The following is a 21796-nucleotide window of genomic DNA, read 5'->3' on the forward strand; positions in this document are numbered from 1 at the left end:
GTCGGACGGGGGGACGGCCTGCGTGCGCCGACGGACCGGACGTTCCCGGATCAGACCGCCGGGGCGGGGAAGGTCGGGTACTCGACGCCGGAGACGTGCTGGACGACCCGGATCACCTGGCACGAGTAGCCGAACTCGTTGTCGTACCACAGGTAGAGGATGGCGTTGTCGCCGTCGACCTTGGTGGCGCCGGCGTCGACGATCGAGGCGTGGCGCGAGCCGACGAAGTCCATCGACACGGCGTCGGGGGCCGTGGTGAAGTCGATCTGGCGCTTCAGCGGCGAGTGCAGCGAGACGTCGCGGAGGTACTCGAGGACCTCGTCGCGGGTGGTCTCGCGGCCCAGGCGCAGGCTCAGGATGGCGATCGAGACGTCCGGGACGGGGACGCGGATCGAGCTGCCGGTGATCGGGGCCTTCAGGTCGGGCAGCGCCTTGGCGACGGCCGAGGCGGCACCGGTCTCGGTGATCACCATGTTGAGCGGCGCGGAACGCCCGCGGCGGTCGGCCTTGTGGTAGTTGTCCAGCAGGTTCTGGTCGTTCGTGAACGAGTGGACGGTCTCCACGTGACCGCGCAGCACGCCGTACTCGTCGTCCATCGCCTTCAGCGGCGGCACGATCGCGTTGGTGGTGCAGGAGGCGCAGGAGAGGATCTGCTCGTCCGGCTTGATCGTGTCGTGGTTGACGCCGTGCACGATGTTCGGCACGTCACCCTTGCCGGGCGCGGTCAGGACGACCTTGTCGATGCCGGGGCGCAGGTGCTTCGACAGGCCCTCGCGGTCGCGCCACTTGCCGGTGTTGTCGATGAGGATGGCGTTCTCGATGCCGTACGCCGTGTAGTCGACCTCGGAGGGGTCGTTGGCGTAGATCACCTTGATCGTGTTGCCGTTGGCGACGATCGTGCTGTTCGCCTCGTCCACGGTGATCGTGCCCTGGAACTGGCCGTGGATCGAGTCGCGGCGCAGCAGCGAGGCGCGCTTCACGAGATCCTGCTCGCCGCCGCCGCGCACGACGATGGCGCGCAGACGGAGACCGTTGCCCGAGCCGGCCTTCTCGATGAGGAGGCGGGCGACGAGGCGGCCGATGCGGCCGAAGCCGTAGAGGACGACGTCGCGACCCTCCCGGCGCTCGATCTTGTTCTCGCCCATGGCGCCGGCGACGGCCTCGGCGGTGAACTCCTCGACCGAGAGACCGCGGTCGTCGGTCTTGTACTCGGCGGCCAGCATGCCGATGTCGATCTGGGACGGGCCGAGATCGAGGGTGGTCAGCGTCTTGAGGAACGGGAGCGTCTCGGTGACCGAGAGCTCCTCGCCGGCGATCTGACGGGCGAACCGGTGGGTCTTGAGGATGCTCACCACCGACTTGTTCACCAAGGAGCGGCTGTGGACCAGGACGGTGACGTCCTGCTCGCGGTGCATCTTCCCGATGATCGGGATCATCGACTCCGCGATCTCTTCGCGGTTCTTCCAGTTGGTGAACGAGTCGTCTTTGACAGTCACAGGTTTATCTTTCGAGCTAGGCGGCGCTCATATGCTAACCCCTCGCTCTTTTGATCACTCGGACGGTGCCCCCGAAGGCGGATCCGGCCCGCGATCCCGGCGACGGCGCACACCGGCAGGTCCACGGGAGGACGCGCGCGCGTCCCGGCTCGCGCATGCGGATATTTAGGGCAAAAATGACACATTGTGATCCGAGATGACGCAGGCGAACCCCCCGATCCGCGGGGGTGCCCGCTCCGGCGGCCCGACGGCCCCCCGTAGCGACGCGCCACGGTCCGCCCGGCCCGCCGGCCGCGCGGCCCCGCCGGTTCCGCAGCAGAGATCTCCCCCACACCCGAAAGGCCCGCTCCCATGCGCCCTTCACTCACCTCCGACGTCCTCGCGAAACTCCGCCAGCCCCGCCCGTATCCGGCCGTGTCGCTGACGATGCCGACGCACCGCCGTGAGCCGGACGCCGCCCAGGACCCGGTGCGGCTGCGCAACCTCCTCGCGGCGGCCGACCGGGAGCTCCGGAACGACCCGGCGGTGACCCGGGAGCGGCTGGCGGACGTGCTGACGCAGCTGGACCAGGCGGTGGCGGAACTCGACCCGGCGCTCGCCGAGGACGGACTGGTGATCTTCGCCGCACCCGGCGAGCACCAGGTGTGGACGGTGGCGCGCCCCACGCCCGAGCGGGTGGTCGTGGCCGACACCTTCCTCACCCGCAACCTCGTGTCCGCCCAGGCCGCGGAGCAGCCGTTCTGGGCGCTGACCGTGGCCGCCGACCGGGCGTCGCTGTGGAGCGGCGACGCGGCCGGGGTGAGCGAGCACACCGGCGCCGGATTCCCGCTCACCCGGAGCCTGGAGGACCCGGACGCGGAGCGCAAGGAGCGGATCGGCGATCTGCCCAGCACCTTCCAGGACGAGCAGACACGCCAGTTCCTGCGCGAGGCCCACGAGCGGCTCCTGGTGGTCCTCAGCTCCCACCGCAGGCCGCTGTACGTGATCGGCGAGCCCGCCGCCCTCGCCCTCCTCGAGGAGACCGGCCCGCTGGGCCAGGACACGATGACCGTCCAGCAGGGCGGCCTCGCCCACGGGCCGGCCGACGCGGTACGGCGGGCCGTCGAGCCGCTGCTGACCGCGCGGGCCGCGGCCGTGGTGGCGACGGTGCTGGCCGAACTGGACACCGCCCGGGGACGCCGGGAGTTCGCCGCGGGCCTCGACGAGGTCTGGGAGGCCGCGAAGGCGGGCCGGGTGCGCCTGCTGACCGTGGAGGAGGGCTACCGGGCGGTCGTACGGGACTACGGCGACCACCTGGAGCCGGCCGAAGCCTCCGACCTCGACTCCCGGGACGACATCGTCGACGGGATCGTGGAGCAGGCCCTGGAGACGGGGGCGGAGGTCCGCTTCGTCCCGGACGACACCCTGTCCGACATGGGGCGCATCGCCGCCGTCCTGCGCTTCTGACGGCACGCCCGGAGGCGTCCGCCGACCCCGGCCCCGCACACCCGTTCCCGCCCGTACGTCCCCGAACAGCACGCGCACGTTCCCGAGAAGGAGAGGACCCGCCCGTGAACACTCCGCCGTCCCGCAGTACCCGCCCGCCGGCGCTCCGCCGGGCGGCGGGCGCCGCCGTGGCCGTCGTCCTGACCGCCGCCGGCGCGGCCGGCCTCGCCGCCTGCGACTCCGGCGACGACGACACGGGCCGGAGCTCGTCGTTCAGCGACCGGCCCACACCGCCGGACACCGCCTCCTTCTCGGGCGCGGCGCCGTCCGCCCTCGCCTCGGCGGCGGAGTCGGCCGAGGCCGCCGCCCGCGCCTCGGCGTCCGCCGCCGCGGCCTCGGCGTCGGCTCGCGAGGCGTCCCGCAAGGCGTCGATCGGGGCCGAGGTGGAACGCTCCCAGCAGGCCGCCCAGGACGCGCTCAAGGGCGTCCAGGGCGGCGGGAACGCGCGGAGCGAGGTCGCGATGTCCGGCAAGCCGCGCGCCGACACGAACGGCATCCTCACGGTGCTCGTCAGCATCACCAACCAGACCGACGCGACCGCCTCGTACGCCGTCCAGGTCGACTTCCTCGACGCGTCCGGCAAGGTCGTCGAGACCCAGTACACCGGAGCCGAGGACCTGCCCCCGGGTGGGCGGAAGCAGCCGCTCGTCATCAGCCGCAGCGCTCCCGAGCCGGTCCTGACACCGCGACTCACCAAGGCCCAGCGGTACTGACGGGTCCGCGATGGCCTCCGCCCCGTCCCGCACGACCCCGGCCGGCGCGGCGCGCGGATCCCTGCGCGCCGCGCCGTCCGCCGCCCTCGCCCTGACCCTGCTGCTCACGGCCGCCGCGCCCGGCGCCGGTGCCGCACCCGGGGGCGCGGCGCCGGCGCCCGTGGTCCGGGCGCCGGCGGGCGTCGCCGACTGCGGCGCCGACCCCGCGTCCTGCCACGGCCCGAACTGGCTCTACCAGTACACGTACGGGCTCGGGTTCCACCCCTTCACCAGCCCGCACGCGGTGCGGGAGCAGCTGACCGACAACTTCTGGCTCTTCCCCGTCAGCGGCGCCTGCCCGCGCCGGATCCACGCGGACGCCACCTGTTCGCTGCTGGGCGGGAACCCCGTACGGGTCGAGGCCGTCGGATACGACTACCTGCAGATCGCGACCCTGGAAGGGCACGCGCTGGGCCCCGGGCAGCACATCCGCTTCGCCTTCGCCGGCTACCTCGGCACCCTCCACCTGGTGGTGAGCGCCTGGCAGAACGGCCCGGGCAGCTGCACCGGGCAACGGCTCTGCGGGGTCGTGAACCGGGTCGGCGCGTGGACGCTGTGGCGGGTGCTGGCCGCGACGCTGGGGCTGTCGGCGTACGTCGCCTGAGGGCGCGCCGAGGAGGCCGCCCTTCCGATGCCCCCTCCAGGAATTGGACATAGGGTGCAAAGTGCCAGCCAGGCGTCAAAGGAGGACCGGATGTCCGAGCTCATCGTTGTCGGCTACGACGAACACGCCGTCGCGCACAAGGCCTTCAGGGCGGTCCAGGAACTGGAGAAGAACCACGTCCTGAAGCTCAGCGGGATCGCCGTCGTCTCCGTGGACGCGGACGGCGAGACCCATGTCGACACGCCGTCGAAGTCCGAGAAGATCGCCGTCTCGGCCACCGCCGGCGCCCTGTGGGGCATGGTCTTCGGCATCCTGATCCTCACACCGGGCATCGGCGTGGTCGGCGCCGCGGTCGGCGGGCTGATCGGGAAGCTGACCCAGATGGGCGTGGACAAGAACTTCCGGGAGAAGGTCCAGTCGCTGCTCACGCCCGGCTCGTCGGCCCTCGTGATCATGGCCACGAAGATCACCGAGGACAAGTTCGCCGCCGCCCTCCAGCCCTTCGGCGGCACGGTGCTCAAGACCTCGCTCGCGGAGAGCAGCGAGCGGGAGCTCGCCGAGCAGCTCGCCGGCTCCGAGACCGCCGGCTGAGCGGGCGGAGGTCCCTCACACGCCGGAGGGGGCGGGCGCCGGTGCGCCCGCCCCCTCCGTGACGTGTGCGTTCAGCGACGGTCGAGCACCGCCGCGAGCGCCTCCCGCAGCGTCGCCGCGGGATCCGCCACCGGTCCCTCGGACCGCCAGGCGACGAAGCCGTCGGGACGCACCAGCACCGCGCCGTCGGGCGTGACTCCGTGGGCCTCGGCCCAGTCCGTGTCGCTCGCCGGGGACAGCTCGGCCGCCGGACCGTCGCCGATCCGGTACGCCTCCAGCGGCACGCCCAGCTCACGCGCGACGCGGCCGGCCGCGTCGTGCCACGCCCCGGCCCCGTCCTCGGCGCTCAGGAGCACCAGGGAGCGCTCGTACAGGTCGAGCGTGGACACCCGGGTCCCGGCGCGGTCCAGCCACACGTGGGGCGCCCGGCTCCCGGGCTCGCCCGTCAGCCGCAGTCCTTCCGGGACGACGGGCACCGACGGGTCCGCGCCCACGACCGCGCCCCGCGGATAGCGGTGGCCCAGCACCACGTTGAGGATGCCGCCCTTCCGGCCGCCGGGACCGCCCGGGCTCCCGGCCTCCGGACCGGGTGCGTACCCGGGGTGGCTGTGCTCGACCGAGCGCGTCGAGGCGCGCGCGCCCGTCGCCTGCGCGACGGGCCGGCGCTCCGCGTCGTAGGAGTCCAGGAGGCCGGGTCCCGCCCAGCCTCCCAGCACCGCGGCCAGCTTCCAGGCGAGGTTGTGCGCGTCCTGGATGCCGGTGTTGGAGCCGAAGGCGCCGGTGGGGGACATCTCGTGGGCCGAGTCTCCTGCCAGGAACACCCGTCCCTGCCCGTAGCGTTCGGCGACCCGCTCGGCGGCGTGCCAGGGGGCTCGGCCGGTGATCTCGACGTCGAGGTCGGGCACGCCCACGGCCCGCCGGATGTGCTCGCGGCAGCGCTCGTCGGTGAACTCCTCCAGCGTCTCGCCGTTCTCGGGGTGCCAGGGCATGTGGAACACCCAGCGCTCCTCGTTGTCGACCGGCAGGAGGGCGCCGTCGGCGTCGTCGGCGGTCAGGTAGCAGACGATGAAGCGCCGGTCCCCGACCACGGCCGCGAGCCGGCGGGAGGTGAACGTGACGCTGACGTTGTGGAACAGGTCGCCGGCGCCGCCCTGCGCGATGCCGAGCGCCTCGCGGATCGGGCTGCGCGGGCCGTCGGCGGCGACGAGGTAGTCCGCCCGGATGGTGGTGTGCTCGCCGGTCTCCCTGCTCTTGACCCGCGCGGTCACCCCCTCGGCGTCCTGCTCGAACGACATCAGCTCGGTGGCGAAGCGGAGGTCCGCGCCCAGGTCACGGGCGCTGTCCAGCAGCACCGGCTCCAGGTCGTTCTGGCTGCACAGGCACCACTTGCCGGGGCTGAAGCGGGCCAGGCCGCCGCCCGGGTCGATCTCCTTGAACAGCCACTCGCCGGCATCGCCCGCCAGGCTCGTCGCCTGGAGGATGCCGTTGTTGGCCGACAGGACCGACGCCGCCTCCTCGATGCGCCGCTGCACACCGGCGACCCGGAACAGCTCCATCGTGCGCACGTTGTTCCCGCGTCCACGCGGATGGATCGAGGTGCCCGCGTGCCGCTCCACGAGGACGTGCGGCACTCCGAGGCGTCCCAGGAACAGCGAGGTGGACAGGCCCACCAGCGAGCCGCCGACGACGAGGACGGGCGTGTGGTGACCGTCCTCGCCGGCCTCTTCGTATCGGTTCATCGAATGCCTCCAGCGTCCGTCCGGGACGCGCATCAGGGATGGGATGCAGATGCCTGCCCGGCGGGCGCGGGGTTCGCGCACCCGGGGCACCCGGTTGACGCGCAGTTCACTCGTCCGCCCCGTGGGGCTCGCGCACACGGGGGCTCGCGTCAACGATCGGCTCATGGCGCCCCCGGCCCGTCGGCCGCGGCGGTCGCCCTTCGCTTCCGCACCGTCCCGGCTTCCACGAAGAAGAGGAGAGGTACGCCGGATGACCATCACGAGCCGCATCTCGCAGTCAGCGTTCGACGGGTCCAGGTTGCGGGTGATCCTGCTGCTGGACCTGTACGAAGGAGCCCAGCAGCAGTTCCTCGACGCCTACGAGCACATGCGCAACCAGGTCGCGTCCATCCCCGGGCACATCAGCGACCAGCTCTGCCAGTCGATCGAGAACCCCTCGCAGTGGCTCATCACCAGCGAGTGGGAGAGCGCGCCGCCCTTCCTCGCCTGGGTGAACAGCGAGGAGCACGTCGAGACCGTCCGGCCGATGCACAGCTGCGTCCGGGACACCCGCTCCATGCGCTACAGCATCCTCCGGGAGACCAACCCGGCCCAGTCCTCCGAGCGGCCCCGGCCCGCGGCCGGCGAGGAAGTCGCGGCCCGCGTGGGCGACGGAGTGGCACGCCACGCCCTCACCTTCACGGTGAAGCCCGGCTCCGAGTCGAAGGTCGCGGAGCTCCTGGCGGGCTACAAGTCCCCCAAGGCCCAGGTCGACGACAACACCCGGCTGCGCCGGACCTCGCTCTTCATGCACGGCAACCGGGTCGTGCGGGCCATGGAGGTGGAGGGCGACCTGATGGCCGCACTGCGCCACGTCTCCCGCCAGCCCGAGGTCCGCGCGGTCGAGGAGGCCATCAACCCGTACCTGGAGCAGGACCGGGACCTGACCGACTCGGACTCGGCGCGGGTCTTCTTCACCCGGGCGGCCCTGCCCGCCGTCCACCACGTGGTCTCCGGGCGGCCCGAGCCCGCCGAGCTGCGGCGCCACGCGCTGTTCTACCCGGCCAAGGAGGGCTGCGGGATGGAGCTCGCGCGGCTCCTGGCCCACCAGGACCAGGCGGCGGCGGACGACCCGGACAGCCCGATCCACGGCAGCACGGTCTTCCAGCGCGACGACATCGTGGTGCGTCTCGTCGACACCGCGCGGGAGCTCGACCTCGACCCCGTCGCCTCGCTCGGCCTCAAGGGCCCCGGCAAGGCCGCGGAGCTGCAGCGCCTCCTCGACGGCGCCGCCATCGGCGTCGAGGGTGCGCTGGACACGGACCGCAACATCAACCGGCTGTTGTCCCACGCCGACATGCTGCCGATCACCGACCGCAGGTCTGCGGATTCCTGACGGAGCGCCGCGGCCCGCGCCGCGGCCGCTCCCCCGGACGTCACTGCCACCCCCGGAGGTATCAACCATGCTCAAGCAGGCACCACGCATCGTGAACCTGAGCGACACGGAACCCAACCGCAGGCGCGGAGGTGACCTGCGGGCCATGCTCACGCCCGCAACCGTGGGCTCCACCAGCGGCTTCATGGGCCTGGCCATCGTGCAGCCCGGCGAGCGCATCGGCGAGCACTACCACCCGTACTCCGAGGAGTTCGTGTACGTCGTCTCCGGCGGGCTCGAAGTGGACCTGGACGGCGAGACGTTCGCCCTCCGGCCGGACCAGGGCCTGCTGATCCCGATCGACGTGCGGCACCGCTTCCGCAACGTCGGGGACGTCGAGGCCCGGATGGTCTTCCACCTCGGCCCGCTGGCGCCCCGGCCGAGCCTGGGTCACGTCGACACGGAGCCGACCGACGACACCGCGAGCCCGCACTTCGTCGTCTCCGGCCCGCACCTGTCCGCGAAGGATCCCGGACAGGCGTCCGAGCGAAGCGGGGCCATCGAGTGACGCGCCGGGTGGCCATCACCGGCATCGGCGTGGTGGCTCCGGGCGGCACCGGAGCGACGGCGTTCTGGGACCTCCTGTCCGACGGCCGCACCGCGACCCGCGGCATCAGCCTGTTCGACCCGGCCGGGCTGCGCTCGCGCATCGCCGCGGAATGCGACTTCGACCCGCTCGAGCACGGCCTCGATCCGGAGCTGGGCCGGCACGCCGACCGGTACATCCAGTTCGCCGCGGTCGCCGCCGACGAGGCGGTGCGCGACTCCGGACTCGACACGGACCGCGAGGACCCGTGGCGCGTCGCGGTCTCGCTGGGCAGCGCCGTCGGCGGCACCACCCGGCTGGAGCACGACTACGTCCTCGTCAGCGAGGGCGGCAGCCGCTGGGACGTCGACCACCGCCCCGCCGAGCCGAAGCTGCACATGGCGTTCGCGCCGAGCACCCTCGCCTCGGTCGTCGCCGAGCGGTTCGGCGCGCGGGGTCCGGTGCAGACCGTCTCGACGGGGTGCACCTCCGGACTCGACGCGGTCGGGTACGCCTTCCACACCATCGAGGAGGGCCGGGCCGACGTGTGCATCGCGGGTGCGTCCGACTCCCCCATATCCCCGATCACCATGGCCTGCTTCGACGCGATCAAGGCCACCTCGCCGAACAACGACGACCCGGCGCACGCCTCCCGCCCCTTCGACGCCGACCGCAACGGCTTCGTGATGGGCGAGGGCGCGGCGGTCCTCGTCCTGGAGGAGTACGAGCACGCCCGCGCCCGCGGTGCGCACATCTACTGCGAGATCGGCGGCTACGCCACCTTCGGCAACGCGTACCACATGACCGGTCTGACGGGCGAGGGGCTGGAGATGGCCCGGGCCATCGACTCCACGCTCGACCAGGCCCGTCTCGACCCCACGCTGGTCGACTACGTCAACGCGCACGGCTCGGGGACCCGGCAGAACGACCGGCACGAGACCGCCGCGGTGAAGCGCTCGCTCGGCGCCCACGCCTACGACACGCCCATGAGCTCCATCAAGTCCATGGTGGGGCACTCGCTCGGCGCGATCGGCGCGATCGAGGTCGCCGCCTGCGTCCTGGCGATGAAGCACCAGGTGGTGCCTCCGACGGCGAACTACGAGACTCCCGACCCCGAGTGCGACCTGGACTACGTGCCGCGCACCGCCCGCCCCCGGAAGCTGAGGAACGTGCTCTCCGTCGGCAGCGGGTTCGGCGGCTTCCAGTCCGCGGTCCTCCTGACCGGGGCCGGTGGGAGGACACGATGAGCACGCAGCGCCCACGGAACGCGGTCGTCACCGGCGTCGGTGTGATCGCCCCCAACGGACTGAGCGCCGAGGCGTTCTGGAAGTCCACGTCGGAGGGCCTCGGCGTCCTGGACCGGATCACCCGCGAGGGATGCGGTCACCTGCCGCTCCGCGTCGCGGGCGAGGTCCGGGCCTTCGACGCCTCGGCCCTCATCGAGGAGCGGTTCCTCGTCCAGACGGACCGGTTCAGCCACTTCGCGATGGCCGCGGCCTCGCTCGCCCTCGACGACGCCGGCCTCGGCCGCGACGCCCCGGCGGATCCGTTCTCCGTCGGTGTCGTCACCGCCGCCGGTTCCGGCGGCGGCGAGTTCGGCCAGCGGGAGCTCCAGAAGCTGTGGGGACAGGGTTCGCGGTTCGTCGGCCCGTACCAGTCGATCGCCTGGTTCTACGCCGCCAGCACCGGCCAGATCTCCATCCGGGGCGGCTTCAAGGGACCGTGCGGCGTCGTCGCGAGCGACGAGGCCGGCGGCCTGGACTCGATCGCCCACGCGGCCCGGGCGGTGCGGCGCGGGACCGGGGCGATGGTCGTCGGGGCCGCGGAGGCGCCGCTGGCCCCGTACTCGATGGTCTGCCAGCTCGGATACCCCGAGCTCAGCACCGTCGAGGACCCCGACCGGGCCTACCGTCCCTTCACCACGGGCGCCTGCGGCTTCGTCCCGGCGGAGGGCGGCGCCATGCTCGTCGTCGAGGACGAGGCGCGGGCCCGCGAGCGGGGCGCGACCGTCCGGGCCACCGTGGCCGGGCACGCCGCCACGTTCACCGGCGCCTCCCGCTGGGAGGAGTCCCGGGAGGGGCTCGCCCACGCGATCCGCGGCGCGCTCGACGAGGCCGGCTGCGCGCCGGAGGAGATCGACGTCGTGTTCGCCGACGCGCTCGGCGTGCCGGAGGCCGACCGGGCGGAGGCCCTCGCGATCGCCGACGCCCTCGGCGCGCACGGCACCCGGGTCCCGGTCACGGCGCCCAAGACCGGTACGGGCCGCGCCTACTGCGGGGCCCCGCTGCTGGACACCGCGGCCGCGGTGCTCGCCATGGAGCACGGCCAGGTACCCCCCACCCCCAACGTGTTCGACATCTGCCACGACCTCGATCTGGTGATGTCCCGCGCTCGCCCCGCCGAGCTGCGCACGGCCCTGGTCCTCAGCCGGGGACTCATGGGATCCAACGCGGCGCTCATCGTGCGCCGCGGCGGCGAATCCGCCCGGTAGGACCGGGCGGGAAGGAGAACACTCGCATGATCACCACCGAAGTGACCTTCGACGAACTGGCCTCACTGATGAAGAAGGCCGCCGGGGTCACCGTCGCCCCGCAGGACCTGGAGCAGGCGTCGGACGTGCCGTTCAGCGCGCTCGGCCTCGACTCCCTCGGCCTGCTCGGCATCGTCGGCGAGCTGGAGAACCAGTACGGCCGGGCGCTCCCCACCGACGCGGAGCGGTGCAAGACCCCCGGCGAGTTCCTCGGCCTCGTCAACAGCAGCCTGCGGACGGGGGTCTGACGTGTCCGGTCACACCGACAACAGCGTCACCGTCGACGCCCCGCTCGACCTCGTCTGGGACATCACCAACGACATCGAGAACTGGCCGACGCTCTTCAGCGAGTACGCGTCCCTGGAGGTGCTCTCCCGCGAGGGCGACACCACGACGTTCCGGCTGACCATGCACCCGGACGAGTCCGGGAAGGTCTGGAGCTGGGTCTCGCAGCGGACCGTGGACGTCGCCACCCGGACCGTGCGGGCGCACCGCGTGGAGACCGGCCCCTTCGCGCACATGGACATCCGCTGGGAGTACACGCAGACCCCGGCCGGCGTGAACATGCGCTGGGTGCAGGACTTCGCGATGAAGCCGGACGCCCCGGTCGACGACGACTGGATGACGGACAACATCAACCGCAACTCCCGCACGCAGATGGCCCTCATCCGGGACCGCGTCGAACAGGTCGCCCGCGACCGCCGGCGCGCGCCGGTGCTGCCCGCCTGACCCCGGAACCAGGAAGGACACCCGATGCACCACGCCCTGATCGTCGCCCGCATGGCGCCGGATTCGGCGCCGGCGATCGCCGACGTGTTCGCCGCTTCGGACCGCGGCGAACTCCCTCACCTGGTCGGCGTCAAGCGACGCAGCCTGTTCCAGTTCGGCGACGTCTACCTGCACCTCATCGAGTCGGACGAGGACCCGGCGCCCGCCATCGCGAAGCTCACCGGTCACCCCGAGTTCCGGAGCGCCAGCGAGCGGCTGTCGGCGTACGTCACCGCGTACGACCCGAAGACGTGGCGCAGCCCCAAGGACGCCATGGCGAACTGCTTCTACCGCTGGGACGCCGGTTCCTGAGGCTCCCCGCCGCATGACACGAGGCCGCCGGCTCCGCGATCGAAAGCGGAGCCGGCGGCCTCGTGTCGTGGTGCCTCGCGCGTCAGCCGGGGACGGTGCACTCGAAGGCGTGGAGGTACGCGTTGACCGGGCGGATCCCGTCGATGACGAGGCCCGCGTCCGTCAGCCGGTCGACCATGCTCTGACGGGTGTGCTTCGCCCCGCCGACGTTGAGGAGCAGCAGCAGGTCCATGGCCGTCGTGAAGCGCATCGAGGGGGTGTCGTCGACGAGGTTCTCGATGACCACCACGCGCGCGCCGGGCCGGGCGGCCTTGCGGACGTTGGCCAGCGCCCGGCGGGTGCTGTCGTCGTCCCACTCCAGGATGTTCTTGATGATGTACACGTCCGCCGCGACCGGGATGTCCTCGCGGCAGTCCCCGGGCACGATCCGGACCCGGGAGGCGAGGGTGCCGCCGTCGCGCAGGCGCGGGTCGGCGTTGCCCACCACGCCCGGCAGGTCGAGCAGGGTGCCGTGCGCTCCGGGGTGCTTCTCCAGCAGGCTGGCCAGGACGTGGCCCTGGCCGCCGCCGATGTCGGCGACGGTCGCGACGTCGCGCAGGTCGAGCAGCTCGGCGACGTCCTGGGCGGACTGCCGGCTGGAGGTGGTCATGGCCCGGTTGAAGACGTGCGCGGACTCGGGCGCGTCCTCGTTGAGGTAGGTGAAGAACTCGCGGTCGTACACGTCCTCGAAGACGTTCCGGCCGGAGCGCACCGCCTCGTCGAGCTTGGGCCAGACGTCCCAGGTCCACGGCTCGGTGCACCACAGGGCGATGTACCGCAGGCTCTGCGGGTCGTCCTCGCGGAGCAGCCGGGACATCTCGGTGTGCGCGAAGGTGCCGTCGGGCAGCTCCGTGAACACGCCCTGGCAGGACAGGGCGCGCAGCAGCCGCCGGAGGGTCTGCGGCTGGGTCTTCACCGCCCCGGCCAGGTCCTCGACGGACCTGGGTGTGTCGTCGAGGGCGTCCGCCACGCCGAGGCGGGCGGCCGCGCGGACGGCGGCGGCGCACGCCGCCCCGAAAACGAGCTCCCTCAGCCGCATGGGCGGCGGGGGAGCCGGATCAACAGTCGTCATCCGTTGCCTTGCCTTTGCTGTTCGGGCTGTCGTGCCGTGAGGGGTGGGTGGGGTGACCGGCTGCTCAGCACATCCCGGCGGGCTCGGAGAGGGTGCAGGTGTTGCGGCGGAAGGTGTTGCCCTGGCCGGTGTCGCGGTTGGCGAGGTCGGCCGTGCCGTTGCGCAGCACGACGTTGTCGCGGATCTGGTTGCGCTCGTTGGGGGCCCCGACGAAGCTCTTGAAGAGCACGATGCCGCCCGAGAGCGGCGAGGTGCCCACGTTGTCGACGACCCGGTTCCTGGTCACCTTCGTGTCCTCGGCGCCGGTGAGAACGATGCCCGAGCCCTGCAGGAAGGGCAGTCGGGGGGTCTTGGGGCAGTACTTGTTGTTGGCGCGGATCTCGTTGCGGTGCAGGGTCATGTCGCCGGCCCGCGGCTTGGACTCGTCGCCGACCACGAAGACCGCGGCGCAGTTGCCGGTGGCCTCGTTGCGGTCCACGGTGAGGTTCCGCAGGCGCCGGACGGTGACGCCGATCCGGTTGCCGCTCAGCCGGTTGCGGCTGATGACCATGCCCTTGGAGTCGGCGGCGCCGGCCTCCTGGTCGATGGTGTTGGCGACGAAGAGACCTGCGTCGCCGTTGTCGCGGGCGACGTTGCGGCGGAAGACGCCGCGTACGGACTTCTCCTGGGCGATGCCCCACTGGCCGTTCTTCTCGGAGACCACCTTCTCGACCTTGAGGCGGTCGGTCCAGGAGGACCAGAGGCCGTTCTTGGCGAAGCCGTGGAGGGTGAGCGAGCGGACGGACACGTCACGGACCGGGCTGGTCTGCGTGCCGGTCACGCAGATGCCGTTGCCGGCCTTGGCGCAGGCGTCGCCGGCCCGGGCGGTGCCCGGCTCGATGCGACTGGGGAAGAGGCCGGACCCGCGCAGGGTCAGGCCCGAGGTGGTGATGCGGACGCTCTCGCGGTAGGTGCCGGGGGCGAGGAGGACGGTGTCCCCCGGCTTCGCGGCGTCCACGGCCTTCTGGATCGATTCGCCGGGCTTCACCCGGTGCACCGTTCGGCTGTCGGCGGACGGGGTGGTGGCGCCCAGCCCCGACACCACGACAGCCGCGGTGCAGGCGAGGAGGGCGATCTGTCGTCTGGTCATATGGCGAAGTTATGAGCGCGCCTACCGACTCGCCACCATTGATCCCCCAGGCGGGCAGCGGCCGTCAGCCGGTCAGCGGCGGGCGGTGGGGGGACGGAGGCCGGAAGCGGGCCCGGACGCCGGCGGCCGGGGGCACGGCGGGGCGCCGGGCCGGGCGGCGGCCGGGTCCCCCGCCGCCGGCGTCAGCGTCGCGTCAGCGGGACGTCAGCGGAACGGCAGGCCGGGGGCCGAAGCTGGAGCCCCGTACCGACGCGGCCCGAGGCACCGGTGGGCCCTCCTCTTCCTCCGGGGGCCGCCGCGTGCCCGGCCCGCTCCCGTTCCCTTCCCCCCAGGAGGCACCATGCAACGACGGACGTTCCTCACCGGCACCGTGCTGGGCGCGGCGCTCGGCGCGCTGCTGCCGGCCGGCGCGTCGGCGGCCACCGTGACGGTCTCCTCGCTGGACGCGCTGCAGCGGGCGATCGACCGGGCGGCTCCCGGCGACCGGATCGTCGTGGCGGACGGCACGTACGCCGTACCCGCGGGGCGCGCCGTCGACGTCTCGGGGCGGCACGGCACCACCGCCGCGCCGATCACGATCGTGGCGGAGTCCCGGGGCGGCGCCGTCCTCACCGGCGAGCGCGGTTTCGTCTTCGGCGACTCCAGCGACATCACCGTCAGTGGTTTCGCCTTCCGGCAGCGCACCACCCTGGAGATCCCGGCGAGCTGCACGCGCATCCGCCTGACCCGCAACGACTTCCGGCTCGCCGATGTCAGCGGGCTCGACTGGGTGGTCGTCCGCGGCGACGACACCAAGATCGACCGCAACCACTTCCACGGCCGGACGACGGAGGGGATCTTCCTCGTCGCCGACGGCCCGGGGACGACCGCGATGGCCCAGCGCCTCCACGTCCTCCGCAACCACTTCTCCGACCACACCTACACCGGTGCCAACGGCGGTGAGCCGATCCGGCTCGGTGTCAGCGGCCGGGCGCTGTCGAGCGCGAACGCGGTGGTGGAGTACAACCTCTTCGAGCGGTGCGACGGCGACCCCGAGGCGATCTCGGTGAAGTCCTCCGACAACGTCATCCGCCACAACACGATCCGCGACAGCCGCGGCGGCATCGTGCTGCGCCACGGCAACCGCTCACGCGTGGAGGGCAACCACCTGCTCGGCGGCACGGACGGCGTGCGCGTCTACGGCAACGACCACCTGATCGTCAACAACCACCTCGCCGGTCTGTCGGGCCGTGCCCTGGTGATCGGCAGCGGCACCACCCGCGACCACCACGCGGGCGAGAGCGTCGACGAGCGGCGCGGGAACGACGCCGCCGACCGTGCGCTGGTCCTGCACAACACCCTGGTCGGCAACGCCGGCACGCTCTCCGGCGAGTCCCGCGCGTACCCGCCGCAGAACGTGGTCGTCGCCGACAACCTGCTGGTCGGCGATGCCGGCAGCCTGGTCGCGATGGGACAGACGGTCGGCTTCACCTGGCAGGGGAACATCCTGTGGGGCCGGGCGTCCGACGGCACGATCCCCGCGAGCGGATTCCGCCGGGTCGACCCGCTCCTGCGGCAGGAGTCCGACGGCGTCTTCCGGCTGTCCGCCGGCAGCCCGGCGATCGACGCGGCGACGCTCACGGGCACGGACGTGACCGAGGACGTCGACGGTCACGCGCGCGGAACCGGCCGCGACGTCGGCGCCGACGAGTACACGACGGCGGCTCCGCTGCGCCGCCCCCTCACCCCGGCCGACGTGGGCCCGAACGCCGCCTGAGCGGCAGTGCGCCCGGCCCCGTCCCTCTGCCGATCCCGGCGGCGGGACGGCGCGGGGCCCGGCGGCGTCCGTCCCCTCCCCCGCCGCGCCGCACCAGCCACCCGGGCGACGCCCCCGCGGCCCCGAGAACGCCCCCGGCGACCGGCTGTTGCCGGGTGGGCACAACTGGCTATTCTGACGCACCAGTTCGAGGGGGACGGAGCAGCACAAGATGAGCAAGCCCGCACAGACCGAGACCGGTGACGGTGCACGCCGAAGACGCCCCAGGCCGAGGACGGTGCTGCTGACCGCGCTCGCCCTGCTGGTCGCCGCGGGGCTGCTCACGGCGGGGACGGGTTACTGGGCCTACGAGCACTACACCGGGCGCGTGCAGCGCATCCCCCAGACCTTCCCGACGAACGCGCCCGTTCCGCCCCCGTCCCGCGGCGGCCGGAACTACCTCCTGGTGGGCCTCGACTCGCGCTCGGCCGTCGCGACGACCGGCAACGACGCGAAGGGCGCCCTCTGGAAGTACGGCGACCAGCGCAGCGACGCGATGATGCTCGTGCACATCCCCGACGACCACTCCAGCGCGTACGTCGTCTCGCTGCCCCGCGACTCGTGGGTGGACATCCCCGGCCGCGGCCGGGCGAAGCTGAACGCCGCCTACTCCTGGGGCGGTCCGCCGCTGCTCATCGACACGGTCCAGCGACTGACCGACGTCCGCGTCGACCACTTCGCCGTCATCGACTGGAACGGATTCCGGAAGCTCACGGACGCCGTCGGCGGCGTCGACATGTCGATGCCCGACGGGGAGCGCCGGCACATGAACGGGGAGCAGGCGCTGGCCTACGTGGGCGAGCGCAAGAGCCTGCCGAACGGCGACCTCGACCGGGCCCACCGGCAGCAGAACTACCTGCGCACGGTCCTGGAGAAGGTGACGACCTCGGCCTCGCTGAGCGATCCGCTCCGGCTGAAGGAGACCCTGGACATCTTCACCGACACCATCAGTGTCGACGAGCGGTTCAGCGACACGGACATGCGTGAGCTGGTCTGGAACATGAAGGGGGTCCGGGCCGGCGACATGACCTTCATGAACGCGCCCGTGAAGGGCACCGGCACCGAGAAGGGCCAGTCGGTGGTGCATCTGGACCGGCCGGCCTGCGCAGAGCTGTGGAAGGCCTTCAAGGAGAGCTCCATGGCGGCCTACCTCTCCACCCACCGGGTCGACCGGCTGCGCGCGGCGACGAACTGATCGGGCGTCCCGACCCGGGGACGGAACGGCGGAGAGGGCCCCTGTGCGTCGCGCGCGACGCACAGGGGCCCGGCACTCGTCCCGCGGGTCCCGGCTCCCGTCAGACCCGGTCGGCCGCGATCAGCACGTACTGGAAGGAGCCGTCCTTGTACGAGTTGATGAACGCCTCCTCGATCCCCGTCACCAGTGACGACGTCGCCCGCAGCTCCCAGTAGGGCAGCGTCTCGGGCGTCAGGTCGATCACGGTCTGCGGCACGAGGCGGTTGTCGGCCATCGCCCGCAGGTATTCGCGCCGGGAGTGGATGTTGCACTCGAAGTGCGCGTTGATCTGCGAGACCCACTTCGACGGCTGGCCGTAGCGAGGGTTCCAGCAGCCGGTGATGGTGACGTAGCGGCCGCCGACCGCGAGGACCCGGGAGTGCTCGGCGAAGAGGTCCTGCAGATCGACGTACATGCTCGACTCGTTGTTCCACGAGGCCGCGGCCCGGCCCGTCTCGAACGGCGTGGCGAGCATGTTGCACACGCGGGCGCGGACGCGGTCGCCGATGCCGAGCTCCCCGGCGCGCCGGTTGGCGAAGTCCGCCTGCTTGGCCGACAGGGTGACGCCCTCGACCTTGCAGCCGAAGCGCTGGTGGGCCATGACCATCGAGCCGCCGCGTCCGCAGCCGGCGTCGACGAGTGTGTCGTCGCGTCCGATCGCACCGAGGTTGTCGAGGAGCACGTCGGTCTGCGCCGACTCCAGGCGGTGCAGTTCGGCGATCAGCTTCTTCTCGTAGGCACTGTCCGCGGGGTCCCCGATCGCGGCGTGGTCGACGTCGCCGACGCCGTAGTGGTGGTGGTAGAGCCCGTCGACGTCGCCGAGGCGCAGGTTCACGGGCCTGGCCTCGCCGTCCCAGTAGCGGGCGATGTCGCCCTGGTACGGCGACGCGGGGGCGGGGATGAACGCGGAGGCGGTGCCGTCGAGGGTGCTGAACTCGGTGCTGGTCACTGATGATTCCGTTTCTCTACCAGAAATCGGGCAGGCTGTAGCGATAGGTGTTGGTCTGGTGCCAGTAGTGGTTGCCGTCCACCCACACGGCCACTCCGCGCAGGAAGCGGAGCACGCCCGGGAGGGGGCAGGCGGCGGCCAGCGCGGCGGCTTCGGCCTCGAAGTCGCGCATGAGGTCGTTGTGGACCCCGACCGCCTTCAGATAGGCGTCCCGGTCGGAGACGCCCTCGCGTTCGGCGATCACCACGGGCAGGTTCAGGTGCCGGCCGGGGGCGGCGAGCTCCTTGGTGTACGAGTAGAGGTCGTTGACGATGGTGCTGGCGTTTCCGGCGAGCGCCAGGACCCGCTGCATGGCCGGCTGGGCGTGCAGGTCCGCCGGCAGTTCGTAGCCGCCGACGGTGTCGGTGATGGTGGGGCAGGGCCGGAAGTTGTTGAACTGGCGCATCGCCAGGTACTCCCACACCTCGGGCACGTGGTCCGTCTCGGCCCACGCGGCCTCCGCGAGGTAGCCGAGGTGCAGCCGGGCCATGTCGTGCCGGTAGCGGTCGGCCTGGGAGGGGGTGGAGTGGCGAACGAAGTACTCCATCGCGGAGCGGTAGGCGCGCCGCGGGGCGTCCGCGTGCAGCGACTCGGCCCACCGGGGCTGGTACTCCTCCGTCGTGTGCAGCGCGTCGAGGGCGGTGTGCGCGAGGAGCAGGCGTCCGCCGAGGCCGACGGGCGAACCCCCGTGGTCCTCGCAGTAGCAGTCGTCGAGCGCGTTCTCGGCGACCATCAGGCGGGTGGCGATCATCAGGTGGTCGACCGTCGGCGCGTCGGGATGGCAGGCGACCATGTAGCGCCCGACGGAGAAGCCGTCGAACTGCCCCTCCCACTCGTCGGGGAACAGCTCCACCTCGTCCACCGCCCAGGACTTGATCCGGCGGCCGACCTCCTCGACGCGCGCCGGGTCGGGTTCCGGTACGGGGTGGTGGTAGAGGCCGGGGATCGGCCGCCCCTCCGCCGGTGCCGGGGCCGCCGCAGGCGGCGGTCCCGGCGACGCCTCGCGGCGGCCCGGGTACAGCCCCGCCGTCCCGAGGCCACGGGGTCCGCTCGGGATCCGGCCCGGGGCGGGGGCCGGGGCGGCGATGTCCGCCGCGGGGGCGGCCGGGGACGCCCTGCGGAAGGGGAGCGAGGGGCCGGTGGGCAGGGCGTGACGCGCGGGCGGAGCGGGGGCGGCCGGAGCGGAGGGCTCCGCGCCGGCGGCGTCGACGCCGGACGGGGGCGCGTCGGCGACCACGCCGGAGGCCGACTCGACGGTCCGGGCGAGGACGTGGGCCCCGAAGCGGGCCGCCGCGTCGGGCAGGCTCGACTGCAGAGGGGAAAGCCCGGGATCGGGCATCCGTGACTCCTTGGTTGATGGGTGGGCTGCCCCGTGTCCGGGGCACGCTCGACCGGCCCGGGAGGCTCAGGGCGGTGGCGGACGTCGTACGGGGCCGGGTTTCCGGCGGGCCGGGCGCCGGGGGCGGGCACGGGGCGCCGCGGGCCGTGCGGCAGCGGCACCGTGTCGGCCGGACCGCGGAGGGCGGTCGGGAGCGGCCCGTGTGGGCGGCTCCGCAGGCCGGCGGGAGGTACCGGACGGGCCTCAGTCGCGCCGGCGGGCGATCTGCACGTTCTCCAGCACGCCGAGCGCGTTGGGCACCAGGATCGCGGCGGAGTAGTAGGTCGTGACCAGGTAGGAGATGATCGACCGTTCGTCGACGCCCATGAAGCGCACCGAGAGCCCCGGCTCGTACTCCTCCGGCAGTCCGGTCTGGCGCAGCCCGATGACACCCTGGTTGTCCTCGCCGGTGCGCATGGCGAGGATGGAGCTGGTGTTCTCCCTGCTGACGGGGATCTTGTCGCAGGGCAGGATCGGGACGCCGCGCCAGGCCACGACCTGCTGTCCGTCGAGGTCCATGTGGTCGGGGTGGATCCCCCGGGCGTTGAGTTCGCGGCCGATCGCCGCGATCGTCCGGGGATGGGCGAGGAACAGCTTCGTGCCGCGACGCCGGCAGAGCAGTTCGTCGAGGTCGTCCGGGGTGGGCGGGCCGGCGTGAGGCTGGATCCGCTGCTTGAAGTCGGCGTTGTGGAGGAGCCCGAACTCGCGGTTGTTGATCAGCTCGTGTTCCTGGCGCTCGCGCAACGCCTCGATGGTGAGCCGGAGTTGCTCCTCGGTCTGGTTCATCGGCCCGTTGTAGAGGTCGGCGACCCGGGTGTGGACCCGAAGCACCGTCTGGGCGACGGAGAGTTCGTACTCGCGCGGCTGGAGCTCGTAGTCGACGAAGGCGCCGGGCAGCGCGACCTCGCCGACGTGTCCGGCGGACATGGCGATCTCGGCCTCGCCGTGACGGTTCTGCCGCTGCCGGGGCAGCGAGCCGAAGGCGTCGACATGGGCCCGGAGTCCGGGCGCGGCGGACATCACGGCGGCGAAGTCGGCCCGGGACAGGGTCAGGAGGGTGCCCGCGGTCTCGGCGGTGGCGGTGTGGTCCCATCGGGCGTCGGCGTCCAGAAGGGCGTGCTCTCCGAAGCGGTCGCCGTCGGCGAGCACGGTGACGGCCACCTCGTCGCCGTACCTGCCGACGGAGGTCTGGTTGATCCGTCCGTGCGCGATGAGGTGGATCTCCCCGGCCGGGGCCCCGCGTTCGACCAGTACCTCGCCGGCGCGGAAGTCCCGCTGGACGCACCGGCAGGCGAGCGTGCCGAGCACCTCGACGTCCTCGAAGCCGCGCAGCAGGGCGAGTTCGCCGAGCTCCCGCGGGATCACCCGTACCTGTCCGCCGTCCTGGACGAAGTCGACGCGCCCGTCGCCGACGGTGTAGCTCAGCCGGCGGTTCACCCGGTACGCGCCGCCCTTGGTCTCCACCCAGGGGAGCATCCGCAGCAGCCAGCGGGAGGTGATCTCCTGCATCTGCGGGGCGGATTTGGTCGTGGTGGCGAGCTTGCGGGCGGCCGCGGTGCTCAGACTGGACCGCCGAGGCGGCTCCAGCTGCGCTTGCGGGTCGATCTGGGCGGTCATCGGGCGAGGGCTCCTTCGCGGGACTCGGGGTCGGCGCAGGCGCACGCCGACCGGCGGAAGAGGACCGGGACGATGGGGCGAATGTCGGGGATTCGTCCGGATCCCGCTGAACAGTAGAGCCGGATACGCGTGGCTCGGCCTGCAAGTCCGTGGGTATTACCTCGATGAAGTGACCTTGATCCGAACGGGGTTTATCCGGCTGACCGACGGCATTCGAGCCACCGGCCCGGCCGCCGTCGGACCCGCTCCGGGCAGGTCGCCCGGCCCGGTCCGCACCGGTGCGGACCGGTGGTCCGGCCTCGCGCGAGCGGCCGCGGACCCCGGTCC

At 72.5% G+C, this 21796-nt stretch carries 20 protein-coding genes; 13 read left to right on the plus strand and 7 right to left on the minus strand.

The annotated features are described in order from the left end of the window. Positions 1 to 50 precede the first annotated feature (50 nt). Positions 51 to 1496, minus strand: a complete 1446-nt coding sequence (locus tag ACGFZF_RS17060) for a glyceraldehyde-3-phosphate dehydrogenase (protein ID WP_356600153.1) — start codon at positions 1494 to 1496, stop codon at positions 51 to 53. Between the two features lie 351 nt (positions 1497 to 1847). On the opposite strand from ACGFZF_RS17060, the gene ACGFZF_RS17065 reads away from it, so the two are divergent. The 4 genes from ACGFZF_RS17065 to ACGFZF_RS17080 all read left to right on the plus strand — a co-directional run bounded on the left by ACGFZF_RS17065 (position 1848) and on the right by ACGFZF_RS17080 (position 4928). Next, on the plus strand, positions 1848 to 2942 hold the full coding sequence (locus ACGFZF_RS17065; RefSeq protein ID WP_393554788.1) for a chemotaxis protein: 1095 nt from the start codon (positions 1848 to 1850) through the stop codon (positions 2940 to 2942). 104 nt (positions 2943 to 3046) lie between these two features. Continuing rightward, on the plus strand, positions 3047 to 3694 hold the full coding sequence (locus tag ACGFZF_RS17070; RefSeq protein ID WP_393554790.1) for an FxLYD domain-containing protein: 648 nt from the start codon (positions 3047 to 3049) through the stop codon (positions 3692 to 3694). Positions 3695 to 3704: 10 nt separating this feature from the next. Continuing rightward, positions 3705 to 4337 (plus strand): hypothetical protein, encoded by a 633-nt coding sequence (locus ACGFZF_RS17075; protein WP_393554792.1) that lies wholly within the window; start codon positions 3705 to 3707, stop codon positions 4335 to 4337. Positions 4338 to 4427: 90 nt separating this feature from the next. Next, positions 4428 to 4928: a DUF1269 domain-containing protein gene (locus tag ACGFZF_RS17080; RefSeq protein WP_393554794.1), complete on the plus strand. Its 501-nt coding sequence runs from the start codon at positions 4428 to 4430 to the stop codon at positions 4926 to 4928. A gap of 71 nt (positions 4929 to 4999) precedes the next feature. On the opposite strand, the gene ACGFZF_RS17085 is transcribed toward ACGFZF_RS17080, so the two are convergent. Then, positions 5000 to 6667, minus strand: coding sequence for an FAD-dependent oxidoreductase (locus ACGFZF_RS17085; RefSeq protein WP_393554796.1), 1668 nt, complete (start codon positions 6665 to 6667; stop codon positions 5000 to 5002). Between the two features lie 250 nt (positions 6668 to 6917). On the opposite strand from ACGFZF_RS17085, the gene ACGFZF_RS17090 reads away from it, so the two are divergent. The 7 genes from ACGFZF_RS17090 to ACGFZF_RS17120 all read left to right on the plus strand — a co-directional run bounded on the left by ACGFZF_RS17090 (position 6918) and on the right by ACGFZF_RS17120 (position 12217). After that, positions 6918 to 8042, plus strand: a complete 1125-nt coding sequence (locus ACGFZF_RS17090; protein ID WP_393554798.1) for a SchA/CurD-like domain-containing protein — start codon at positions 6918 to 6920, stop codon at positions 8040 to 8042. Positions 8043 to 8109: 67 nt separating this feature from the next. Then, complete coding sequence (locus ACGFZF_RS17095) at positions 8110 to 8589, plus strand: cupin domain-containing protein (protein WP_393554800.1); 480 nt, start codon at positions 8110 to 8112, stop codon at positions 8587 to 8589. Beyond that, positions 8586 to 9854 carry a beta-ketoacyl-[acyl-carrier-protein] synthase family protein gene (locus ACGFZF_RS17100; RefSeq protein ID WP_393554801.1) on the plus strand — a complete coding sequence of 423 codons (1269 nt, stop codon included), beginning with the start codon at positions 8586 to 8588 and terminating at the stop codon, positions 9852 to 9854. The genes ACGFZF_RS17095 and ACGFZF_RS17100 overlap by 4 nt, the downstream gene beginning before the upstream one ends. Beyond that, a complete protein-coding gene (locus ACGFZF_RS17105; RefSeq protein WP_393554803.1) occupies positions 9851 to 11098 on the plus strand; it encodes a ketosynthase chain-length factor in 1248 nt (415 codons plus the stop codon). The genes ACGFZF_RS17100 and ACGFZF_RS17105 overlap by 4 nt, the downstream gene beginning before the upstream one ends. 26 nt (positions 11099 to 11124) lie before the next feature. Then, positions 11125 to 11385: a phosphopantetheine-binding protein gene (locus ACGFZF_RS17110; RefSeq protein ID WP_147981406.1), complete on the plus strand. Its 261-nt coding sequence runs from the start codon at positions 11125 to 11127 to the stop codon at positions 11383 to 11385. Position 11386: 1 nt separating this feature from the next. Continuing rightward, entirely contained in the window at positions 11387 to 11866 is a 480-nt protein-coding gene (locus ACGFZF_RS17115) for an SRPBCC family protein (RefSeq protein WP_356600173.1), read from the plus strand. A 24-nt stretch (positions 11867 to 11890) separates the two neighbouring features. Next, positions 11891 to 12217: a TcmI family type II polyketide cyclase gene (locus ACGFZF_RS17120; protein WP_147981404.1), complete on the plus strand. Its 327-nt coding sequence runs from the start codon at positions 11891 to 11893 to the stop codon at positions 12215 to 12217. 82 nt (positions 12218 to 12299) lie between these two features. Here ACGFZF_RS17120 and ACGFZF_RS17125 read toward each other — a convergent pair whose 3' ends face one another. Both ACGFZF_RS17125 and ACGFZF_RS17130 read right to left on the minus strand, forming a co-directional pair. Next, positions 12300 to 13328, minus strand: coding sequence for a methyltransferase (locus ACGFZF_RS17125; RefSeq protein WP_393554806.1), 1029 nt, complete (start codon positions 13326 to 13328; stop codon positions 12300 to 12302). A 64-nt stretch (positions 13329 to 13392) separates the two neighbouring features. After that, a complete protein-coding gene (locus ACGFZF_RS17130; protein ID WP_393554808.1) occupies positions 13393 to 14457 on the minus strand; it encodes a nitrous oxide reductase family maturation protein NosD in 1065 nt (354 codons plus the stop codon). A gap of 340 nt (positions 14458 to 14797) precedes the next feature. Here ACGFZF_RS17130 and ACGFZF_RS17135 point away from each other — a divergent pair, with 340 nt between their 5' ends. Further along, on the plus strand, positions 14798 to 16213 hold the full coding sequence (locus tag ACGFZF_RS17135; RefSeq protein WP_393554810.1) for a chondroitinase-B domain-containing protein: 1416 nt from the start codon (positions 14798 to 14800) through the stop codon (positions 16211 to 16213). Positions 16214 to 16424: 211 nt separating this feature from the next. Next, positions 16425 to 17447, plus strand: a complete 1023-nt coding sequence (locus ACGFZF_RS17140) for an LCP family protein (RefSeq protein ID WP_393554812.1) — start codon at positions 16425 to 16427, stop codon at positions 17445 to 17447. Positions 17448 to 17547: 100 nt separating this feature from the next. Here the strand turns inward: ACGFZF_RS17140 and ACGFZF_RS17145 are convergent, their stop codons facing one another. The 3 genes from ACGFZF_RS17145 to ACGFZF_RS17155 form a co-directional block, all read right to left on the minus strand. Continuing rightward, entirely contained in the window at positions 17548 to 18435 is an 888-nt protein-coding gene (locus ACGFZF_RS17145) for a geranyl diphosphate 2-C-methyltransferase (protein ID WP_393554814.1), read from the minus strand. A gap of 16 nt (positions 18436 to 18451) precedes the next feature. Beyond that, positions 18452 to 19813, minus strand: coding sequence for a family 2 encapsulin nanocompartment cargo protein terpene cyclase (locus ACGFZF_RS17150; RefSeq protein ID WP_393554816.1), 1362 nt, complete (start codon positions 19811 to 19813; stop codon positions 18452 to 18454). 243 nt (positions 19814 to 20056) lie between these two features. After that, a complete protein-coding gene (locus ACGFZF_RS17155) occupies positions 20057 to 21469 on the minus strand; it encodes a family 2B encapsulin nanocompartment shell protein (protein WP_393554818.1) in 1413 nt (470 codons plus the stop codon). Positions 21470 to 21796: the final 327 nt, after the last annotated feature.

This window comes from Streptomyces sp. NPDC048338 (genome assembly GCF_043201055.1).
Classification (GTDB): domain Bacteria; phylum Actinomycetota; class Actinomycetes; order Streptomycetales; family Streptomycetaceae; genus Streptomyces.